Here is a 6,916-nt window from a genome sequence, read left to right as displayed (position 1 = left end):
GGCGGGCTCGTTCTTCTTGCCCGAGATGAAGCGGATCGTGTCTTCGGACAGGCCCTTCGGGGCCTTCTCGGATTCGATGACCGTCTCGAATCCATAACGATATTGATCAACGTCGATCCGCCTGACGCGGTCGACCGTCTCTTGTACGGCTGGCATTCCATCCTCCGCTCGCGGTTTCAAGGACCGCGGTGGACATCTCTGGAACCGTCTTACGACGTTTCGCAGACGAAATCACGCCCTTAGAATCGCTCAAGCGCTGTTTCGTCACGTCCTTTAAGTAGGGTCATCGACAGCTTTCGCCAAGCCTCGAGCGCCCGATCGACCTCCGCAGGGGTCGTGGACCAGCCCAGACTGAGGCGCACCGCTCCCTGGGCGGCGGCGGAACCGACGCCCATCGCCTCCAGAACGTGGGAGGGCTGGACCTTGCCCGAGGAGCAGGCCGAGCCGGAAGACACTGCAATACCTTCGAGATCGAAGCCGATCACGGCGGTCTCGGCCTTCAGCCCGGGAGCCGTGAACAGCGTGGTATTCGGCAGCCGCGGCGCGTCGAACGAGAACACCATGCCGCCGGATGTCTGACGGAGGCCGGCCTCCAGGCGGTCGCGGAGCGCCGTGACGCGAGGCAGATCCGCCGCGAGGCCGGTCAGCGCCGCGGCCGCCGCGGCGCCGAACCCGGCGATCCCCGCAAGGTTCTCGGTTCCCGCCCGGCGCCCCCGCTCCTGTCCGCCGCCCCGCAGGAGGGGAACGATGTCCTCGACCTCTGCCCCCAGCAGCAGCGCGCCAATCCCCTTGGGGCCGCCGATCTTGTGTGCAGAAATGGTCACAAGGTTTGCGCCCATCTCATTGATATCGAGCGGGATTTTACCGAACGCCTGGATCGAATCGACGTGCAGCAGGCCACCGGCCTGGCGGACGGTCTCAGCGACCTGCGAAACCGGTTGAAGCGCGCCGGTCTCATTGTTGGCCGCCATCACCGAGACCAGTGCCGGCGGTCCGTTGGCCAGGAGTGCCTCGAGCCGGCCGAGGTCGACCAGGCCGGACCGATCCACCGGGATCGTCTCGATCGCCGCCGGCGCGAACCGGCCGCCGGCCAGCACCGAGGCATGTTCCACGGCCGACACCAGGAGCCGCGCCACCGGTCCGGCCGGCGCCTTCAACACGGGGCTCAGCGCCAGCGTATTGGCCTCCGTACCGCCGGAGGTGAAGACGACCCGGCGCGGCACCGTGCCGAGGCCGCGGGCGATCACTGCGCGGGCCTCTTCCATCACCCGCCGCGCCCTGCGGCCCTCGTCGTGCACCGAGGACGGATTGCCGACCAGGTCGAACGCGGCAACCATGGCCGCGCGCGCCTCGGGGCGCAGCGGCGTGGTGGCATTCCAGTCGAGATAGACGCGATCGCGCATGGCCTCTCTTACCACCTTGCGCGACGGCGCCAATCGGAACCGCGCCTCAGGCCGGCTGCTGCACCGCCTTGAGCGGCGCGGGCGTCGCCATTTTCAATCCGAACAGTGGCCGCAGCCAGCTGATCCGCCGCACGATTTCGTAGGTGACGCCGCAGACCGCAACGGTGCCCGCGATGATGATGGCCGCTTCCAGCCCGGCCGAAAGGCCGCGGCCCTGCAAGCCGTGCGCGATCATGATGATCGCGGTCTGATGCACGATGTAATAAGGGAACATCGCGTCGGTCAGATAGCGCCGCACCGGGCCGTCGGCCGGAACGAGGCGTCGCGCCAGGCCGAGCACCGCGGCCATCGCCAGCCATTGATAGCAGCCATAGGCAAGGCCGGCGGTGGTCTTGAGCGCCGGCACCGGCGCCAGCGTCGTGCCGAAGCCGGCCCGGATCGAGATGAAGACCGTGAAGACGCCGGCCGCGGCCGCGAGCGCGACCCAGCGCCAGCGCTCCAGCGCGGCCCAGACAGTCCGATCCCTCGCCAGCAGAAAGCCGATCAGGAAGGCCGTCGCATAATCCGCGTGGTTGTACCAGTCGCCGACCAGCGCGTGGGTCGATGGAAACAGCGGAAGCAGGACGATCCGCCAGGCGACGAACAGCACGCAGGGCAGGATCAGCAGCCACGGACCTCCGAGCACCGCACCCAGCCGCGCGCCAAGCCGGTCCGCCAAGGACGGCCACAGCGCCAGCACACCGATCACGGCCGCGGTGTAGACCCAGAGGTACAGCACGAACCACAGATGGTTCCAGGTCGGCATCACGACGCAGGGACCAGGACAGAACTGCACCGAGAAGCCGAGATAGTGCCGCAGATAGAAATCGAGGAAACCGCCGGAATAGCCGACGCTCTCGACGACCTGCGCGTAGGACTGCGGCGGCACGATCACCAGCATGCCGAAGACCAGCGGAACCAGCAGCCGGACCGAGCGCGCGCCCAGCAGGGCTTTCAGGTCGTATTTGCCGAGCATGAACCGGGTCGCCACGCCCGAGACCAGGAACAGCAGCGACAGCCGCCAGGGATTGAGCAGCAGCATCACCGGCTCGAGCCAGACCAGCCGGTGGGCGCTCTTGATGTGGAAGCCCCACGAAACGTAGAGCATGCCGACGTGGTAGAGGATCAGCAGGCCGAAGGCCCCGATCCGGACCCAATCGAGGTCGATGCGCCGTTCCGAGAGGAAGTCTTGCTGTGGTGCCGACATGATGTTCGCCTCCTTGCCGGGCGCGACGTGGGAGCGTCGCGCCGGAGCTGAATGAGATGCCCGAGACGAACAGTGCCAGGGATGCGACCGCCGTCGAGCCGGCTCGGGACCAGTCCGCCGGTGCGCGGGACGAGGTGCCGCGCCCGGGGACGAGCGGTGGTCGTCAGGGGATCAGCGGTGAGTTCGGCGGGCGCTGCTGCAACCCTTCCGGTTGAAAGCAGCCCGTACCGGCGCCATCCGCTGCCCGTCCGGCGCCATGCGGCGGGAGTTCCGATTGCGGCCGGTTGGCGTTGAGCGTTGTCGGGCCCCCTCATCACGCAGGCATGCTGCCGAGCGGCCGACATGGTGGTATCGTCGCCCGGCGGCAGAGACGGCGGGTGCGCTCCATGAGCAAGATGACTGATCTGATCCTGCGTCCGAATGATCGGATCTTCTATGCGACCACGGCCGCGCTCGCGGTCGGCATCGGCATCATCAACGCCTTTTCGTCAGCCCATGATGCCGCCCGGCGGGGCGGTGCCTACGACATCGGAAAGCCGCTCATGTACGAATTGACGAGCATCCTGTTCGTCATTCTGCTGACGCCCTTGCTGGTGGCCGCCGTCCGATCGATTCGCAGCTCGCCCGGTGTCGTTCGTCGCGCGACCCTCGCCGCGGCCTCCCTTCTCGTATTTTCGGCGCTGCACATGCTGGGCATGGTGGCCTTGCGCAAGCTGCTGGTCTGGACGGCGGGCGGCAGCTACGATTTCAACCTGTCCTGGCCCACGGTCCTGTACGAGTTCCGCAAGGACATCATGACCGTGCTGATCATCAGCACCACGCTGTGGCTGTGGGACGGCTACCACGCAGGCACCGGACGAAGCTCATCCCGGGAGCGGGAGGACGACACCGCCGTCCCGGCCGCGCTCTGGTTGCGTGACGGCACGAGCCGGCTCCGGATTGCGCCGGCCGAAATTCTGTGGGTCGCTTCTGCCGGCAATTACATCGAATACACCATGGCGGGCGGCCGGCAGCATTTGATCCGCGGCACGCTCTCGGCGGCCGAAACCGAGCTCGCCCGTTTCGGGCTCGTTCGCATCCATCGCGGCCGGCTCGCCAACCTCGCCCGGGTGACCGCGCTCTCGGTTCTGCCATCGGGCGACTTCAGCCTGACCTTCGATACCGGACAGTCCATCCAAGGCAGCCGGCGTTATCGCAGCGCCGTTGCCCAGTTGGAGCGGACGTCCGCACCAAGCCCCGCCTCCGCGCCGCCAGAGAAGGAAAATTCCAAGTCTTTCAACCAGCTGCAGGGAGATCCAGAGAGAACAGGCTGATCTCGCGCGCGAGCGCGCATCACGGCGAAGACACGGCGCGCCATCCCGTCTCCCCATCGCCGGGCGTTGAAAATCCTTGCTTTTTGCCCTGCGCTCCATGCTAGAAGGCCATCTTCCAGTCACGCCAGCACCGCTCCGTCCGAGCGAACGGACGGTGCTCGATCACCACTTTTCCTGCTGAACTCGTCGGCGAGGCGCCGGATGAAGCACGGACGAAGTCGGTCGATGCTCTGCCAAGGATTCTCTGATGCCTGAAGTCATCTTCAACGGTCCGGCCGGCCGCCTCGAAGGCCGTTACCATCCGGCGAAGCAGAAGAACGCGCCGATCGCGATGATCCTGCATCCGCATCCGCAGTTCCACGGCACGATGAATCATCAGATCGTGTACCAGTGCTACTACGCCTTCGCGCATCGCGGATTCTCGGTGCTGCGTTTCAATTTCCGCGGCGTCGGCCGCAGCCAGGGCTCGTTCGACCACGGCACGGGTGAATTGTCGGATGCCGCCTCGGCGCTCGACTGGGCGCAGACCATCAACCCCGAGGCGCGCGCCTGCTGGGTCGCCGGCTTCTCGTTCGGCGCCTGGATCGGCATGCAGCTGCTGATGCGCCGCCCCGAGGTCGAGGGCTTCATCTCGATCGCGCCGCCCGCCAACCTCTACGACTTCTCGTTCCTGGCGCCCTGCCCGTCCTCCGGCCTGATCGTCCACGGCGAGAAGGATGCGGTGGTGCCGCCGAAGGACGTCAACACGCTGGTCGAGAAGCTGAAGACGCAGAAGGGCATCGTGATCGACCAGCAGGTCATCCCCGGCGCCAACCACTTCTTCGACGGCAAGCTCGAGCCGCTGATGGAGACCATCACCGCGTATCTGGATATGCGGCTGGCCAATGTGAGGTGAGGCTGAGCGCCTCGCTCCTGTAAAATCCGGCGCAGAGCCACGACGTGTAGGGTGGCAAAGGCGCGTCCGACGCTCCATCGACGCAGACGGTCGTCGAAGCGCCGTGCCTACCATTCCAACCGCCAGCGCGGACCCGACGGTGGGCACGCCTTCGATCGCCGCTTCGCGCCGATCTGCGGCTTTGCCCACGCATCCACCGCTGTCATCATCCGCGAAAGCGGGTGATCCAGTACGCCGCGGTTTCTCGGCTGATCATTGGTGGCTCGGAGTACTGGATCGCCCGGTCAAGCCGGGCGATCCAGCTGTGGGTGCGGCGCGAGCACGCGGTGCGACAACAAGGTCCCTACGCCGCCTGCTTCAACAAATACGCATCATGACGCGCCAGGAAAGCGCGGAGCAGGTGCGGATACTCTTCGCTCACAGCTGTCTTCACGCTCGGCCGCTGCGCCAGCTGTTCACGCCATGCGCGAACCCTCGGCGTCGCTGCGAAGATGCCGAGATCACCATACGCATCGAACACATCGAAATAGCGGAAGATCGGCGCGAACACCGCATCGACCAGGCTGAACTGCGCGCCCGCGAAATACGGCCCCTCGCCGAGCGCCGCCTCGACGCGGGCGAACTTCGCCGTCAGGGCTTCGCGCTTGGCGGCGAACACCTGAGCATCCTGCGTCGTCTCCAGGCCCCAGAGATCTCCTGATATCGCCGAGCCGAACTCCATCCAGGCGCGGTGCTGGGCGCGCGTCAGCGCATCCGCCGGATGCAGTGGCGCGCCGCCCTGCGTGTCCTCGATCCATTCGCAGATCACGTTGCTCTCGAACAGCGCCACCTCGCCTTGCGGCGTGGGCACCACCAGCACCGGCACCTTGCCGAGCGGCGAGATCTTCAGGAACCAGTCGGGCTTGTTGGCGAGATCGATGTCGATCCGCTCGAACGCGATCCCCTTCTCGGTGAGCGCGATGACGGCGCGCTGCACATAGGGGCAGAGCTTGTGGCTGATCAGCTTCAGAACGGGCGCCATGGCATCCTCGGCAGTTTGATGCAGATGCATTAAACTAGATGCATCTGCATGAACCTGTCAAGATGAATGCACTTGCATGAATCAGGGCCGCGCGATCACCCCGCCGGTCATTGGGAAAGGCACGCCCGTGGTGGTCGGATAGCTCAGCGGCAGGCCCTTCATGCCGCGCACCGCCAGGAAGCCGAACGCCTGGGCCTCGACGGCGTCGGCCGACCATCCCAGCGCATCGGCCGATTCGACGGTGGCCGGCGCGAGGCGCTCGCGCAGCATCCGCATCATCGCGTGGTTGCGCGCGCCGCCGCCGCAGACGATCCAGCTCGCCGGCGGCTTCGGCAGCAAGGGGACGATGCGCGCGATGGCGGCCGCGGTGAACGCCGTGAGGGTCGCTGCGCCGTCCGCCGGGCTCACATCACCGAGCTTCAGCGCCGCGAAATCGTTGCGGTCGAGCGATTTCGGCGGCGGCAGCGCGAAGAACGGTAGCGCCAGCGCATTGGCGATCCACGGCTCGTCCGGCGTGCCCTGCTCCGCCGCGCGGCCATCCTGGTCGAACGCCTGGCCCGTGGTCCGGTGCATGAAGTCGTCGAGCAGCGCGTTGCCCGGGCCGGTGTCGCAGGCGATCAGCACGTCCTCGCCGTCGATATAGGTGATGTTCGACACGCCGCCGATATTGACCACGGCGACAGGCCCCGGGCGCGACACCGACTGCGCCAGCGCGCGGTGATAGACCGGTACGAACGGCGCGCCCTGGCCGCCGAAATCGACGTCCGCGGCGCGGAAATCATGCATCACCGGAATATGGACCGCCTTGGCGAGCGCGCCGGCGTCGCCGATCTGCACCGTCAGGCGCCGCTCGGGGCGGTGCAGCACGGTCTGGCCGTGGAAGCCGATGATGTCGATGTCCTCCGGCATCAGGCGGTGCTGGCCGAGGAACGCCGCGATCGCCTCGGCATGCGCAGCCGTGACGGCCAGCTCGGCGTCCCGGACCGGCCCCGGACGCGCGTCGCGCCGCTCGATCTGCACCGCAGCCGCCAGCGCCTC

At 66.9% G+C, this 6,916-nt stretch carries 6 protein-coding genes and 1 pseudogene; 2 read left to right on the top strand and 5 right to left on the bottom strand.

Annotation, left to right across the window (positions count from 1 at the left end; genetic code table 11):
- The 3 genes and pseudogenes from BRAS3809_RS36280 to BRAS3809_RS30625 all read right to left on the bottom strand — a co-directional run.
- Nucleotides 1–156, bottom strand: a pseudogene (locus BRAS3809_RS36280) (Fe-S cluster assembly protein SufB); the annotation flags it as partial.
- A gap of 83 nt (nt 157–239) precedes the next feature.
- Nucleotides 240–1,403 (bottom strand): cysteine desulfurase family protein, encoded by a 1,164-nt coding sequence (locus BRAS3809_RS30630; RefSeq protein ID WP_008965895.1) that lies wholly within the window; start codon nt 1,401–1,403, stop codon nt 240–242.
- Nucleotides 1,404–1,449: 46 nt separating this feature from the next.
- Entirely contained in the window at nt 1,450–2,649 is a 1,200-nt protein-coding gene (locus BRAS3809_RS30625; RefSeq protein WP_008965894.1) for an acyltransferase family protein, read from the bottom strand.
- A 386-nt stretch (nt 2,650–3,035) separates the two neighbouring features.
- Between BRAS3809_RS30625 and BRAS3809_RS30620 the strand changes: the two genes are divergently transcribed.
- Nucleotides 3,036–3,962, top strand: coding sequence for a LytTR family DNA-binding domain-containing protein (locus BRAS3809_RS30620; protein WP_240535810.1), 927 nt, complete (start codon nt 3,036–3,038; stop codon nt 3,960–3,962).
- Nucleotides 3,963–4,209: 247 nt separating this feature from the next.
- Nucleotides 4,210–4,857, top strand: a complete 648-nt coding sequence (locus BRAS3809_RS30615) for an alpha/beta hydrolase (RefSeq protein ID WP_006614822.1) — start codon at nt 4,210–4,212, stop codon at nt 4,855–4,857.
- 343 nt (nt 4,858–5,200) lie between these two features.
- Here the strand turns inward: BRAS3809_RS30615 and BRAS3809_RS30610 are convergent, their stop codons facing one another.
- Both BRAS3809_RS30610 and BRAS3809_RS30605 read right to left on the bottom strand, forming a co-directional pair.
- A complete protein-coding gene (locus tag BRAS3809_RS30610; protein WP_008965892.1) occupies nt 5,201–5,878 on the bottom strand; it encodes a glutathione S-transferase family protein in 678 nt (225 codons plus the stop codon).
- An 81-nt stretch (nt 5,879–5,959) separates the two neighbouring features.
- On the bottom strand, nt 5,960–6,916 hold a 957-nt coding region (locus BRAS3809_RS30605; RefSeq protein WP_052523512.1), incomplete at its 5' end, for an anhydro-N-acetylmuramic acid kinase.

Origin of the sequence: Bradyrhizobium sp. STM 3809 (assembly GCF_000239795.1) — a bacterium.
In the GTDB taxonomy this organism is placed as follows: domain Bacteria; phylum Pseudomonadota; class Alphaproteobacteria; order Rhizobiales; family Xanthobacteraceae; genus Bradyrhizobium.
This window is presented reverse-complemented; position numbering and strand designations above follow the sequence as displayed.

Bases quoted from the DNA above. Each gene is read 5' to 3' on its own strand.
- BRAS3809_RS30630 (WP_008965895.1), bottom strand. From the start codon at position 1,403: ATGCGCGATCGCGTCTATCTCGACTGGAATGCCACCACGCCGCTGCGC.
- BRAS3809_RS30620 (WP_240535810.1), top strand. From the start codon at position 3,036: ATGAGCAAGATGACTGATCTGATCCTGCGTCCGAATGATCGGATCTTC.
- BRAS3809_RS30610 (WP_008965892.1), bottom strand. From the start codon at position 5,878: ATGGCGCCCGTTCTGAAGCTGATCAGCCACAAGCTCTGCCCCTATGTG.
- BRAS3809_RS30625 (WP_008965894.1), bottom strand. From the start codon at position 2,649: ATGTCGGCACCACAGCAAGACTTCCTCTCGGAACGGCGCATCGACCTC.
- BRAS3809_RS30615 (WP_006614822.1), top strand. From the start codon at position 4,210: ATGCCTGAAGTCATCTTCAACGGTCCGGCCGGCCGCCTCGAAGGCCGT.